3 protein-coding genes are annotated in these 2,038 nt (G+C 45.6%); all 3 read left to right on the top strand.

Annotated elements, in window-relative coordinates; all coding sequences use genetic code 11:
• A partial coding sequence (locus VH187_RS18950; RefSeq protein WP_329703004.1) for a hypothetical protein occupies positions 1 to 183 on the top strand: 183 nt, incomplete at its 5' end.
• A gap of 41 nt (positions 184 to 224) precedes the next feature.
• The gene (locus tag VH187_RS18955) at positions 225 to 1,067 is read left to right on the top strand and encodes a phage tail family protein (RefSeq protein ID WP_329703005.1); all 843 of its coding nucleotides are present in this window, start codon (positions 225 to 227) and stop codon (positions 1,065 to 1,067) included.
• Positions 1,068 to 2,038: Gp37-like protein (locus tag VH187_RS18960; RefSeq protein ID WP_329703006.1), on the top strand; the 971-nt coding region annotated here is incomplete at its 3' end.

Here is a 2,038-nt window from a genome sequence, read left to right on the forward strand (position 1 = left end):
GCTTCCGCGATATCCTCTTCGCAGACAGTGTCAGGAGCTGGTGGCGATGCGACTGGGCAACCTCCGGCGACAATTACGTATCAGCAGAATAACTACTCGCCAGAATCTTTGACTGAGATTGAAATCTATAGGCAAACCAAGAATCAGCTTTCACAATTGAAAACTGCTCTTGCCCTCCCGTAAAACTCGGGCTCCTTCGGGAGCCCAAGGAGGTCTGAATATCTGTGTTGACTAAACTTGAAGCGTATAGCACATGGCTAGAGGCCCCGACGCTAGCTTTGAGTGACGGTGGCAGAGAAGAAACCGACCTGATTCAGATTCGAGGTATTACCGGTCTGGATCCGGTCAAAGCTGCTGTCAACACATCACCGTTCGGATCTGTTGACGGGTCAGCTTATATAGGCAGTAGTGTAGCAACCAGAAATATCGTTCTTACTCTGCATCCTAATCCAGATTGGGATATGTGGACATTTGAAAGTCTTCGTAGACTTCTCTATTTATATTTCATGCCAAAGTCGCTTACGCGTTTGATTTTCTATAGCGACGATATGCCTCCGGTGGCTATTGCCGGTATTGTCGAAGATGCCAATGTATCTCAGTTCAGTAAAGATCCTGAAATGCAGGTCTCAATCATCTGTCCTGATCCATATTTCACGGCTGTCAGTCCTACAGTTGTTACTGGTCAATCTGATCGCGATTTCAGTTCTCCAGAAGAGATTCAATACAACGGCGATGTTGTGGCAGGGATCAATGTGGAGGTCACCAGAGTTTCTGATCCTGCGCCTACATCCGTTGGGATTCAGGTTGGCGATCCATCAGCATCATATTTCAATGTAACTGCTTCTGTCGATTTGACAAAGTATTTTGTGATGAACTCTCTGGATGGTAATAGATTTGCTCAGACTGTTACATTTAATACTGGCGTGATTGCTAATCTTCTCTCAAAGATACAGACTGGTTCATCTTGGCCAGTTTTGCAACCGGGAGTAAATGATTTTGCCGTTATCACTGATGCTGGTGTCCAAGATTGGCAGCTCACATATTACGAGCGTTATGGAGGTCTCTGAGTGGAACTTTTCACCTTGGATCGAAAGTTTCTTAAACAATATGAGATCGATAAGTTCACGTCTGTCATCTGGACTGAACGATATTATGGCGATGGAGAAATTGAGCTGGTTGTTCCGGCAACTCTGGAAATGATTCAGAAATTACCAGTTGGTACTTTCGTAGGCCTTGTCGGTAGTAAAGAGATAATGATGATCGATACGGCTGACAGTGAAAAGGGTCAATTGAAGGTAACCGGAGCTGGTCTTCTACCTTGGCTCAATAACCGTTTCATTCGTACGTCAGCTTTGCATGAAGATCGATATTGGAATTTTGCTGGTGCTCCAGGCTGGGCTTTATGGGCCATAATCTATTACATGTGTATCAGTGGCACATATCCTTTAGGTGTTCCTAATCCTGCTTCATTCGTTATTCCAGGTCTTGGGTTGGGTGGATACGATGGATCGGGTGCATCTGTCAACTTTGCCGTGCCTTTTGGGCCAGTATATGATGCTCTTAGAGCTATTGCTACTACATATGAAATAGGCATAAAGATTACTTTGGAGTCAGCTACAGATACTGGATATTCTCTTGCCTTCTGGAGTTATAAGGGTCTTGACCGCACAACAGGGCAAACTCTTAATCCTCCTGTTCGATTTTCTCCTCAGATGGACACTTTGACTGATATCAAAGAGCTCCAATCTATCTCCAGTTACAAAACACTCGTATATTCGTTCTGTCCGCCTAATCCAGATGGTATAGCCGATACCATACCTCCTGGCACAAGTCAGATATCCGGCCCTCAGCCCACAGGGTTTGATTTGCGCGCTGAGATGACTTTTGAGGAAGATATCACGACAGACATGGTGGGTGGGGATCCTGCAACTCTTCAAAGCATCCTGAATAGCCGAGCTCAGATGGCTTTGTCGAATGCGCGCTTTGTCAGGGCTGTAGATGGTTCGATTGTGCCCTTGCATCAGGTGCAATACGGCGT

The organism is Scandinavium sp. (assembly GCF_036271055.1).
Lineage (GTDB): Bacteria > Pseudomonadota > Gammaproteobacteria > Enterobacterales > Enterobacteriaceae > Scandinavium.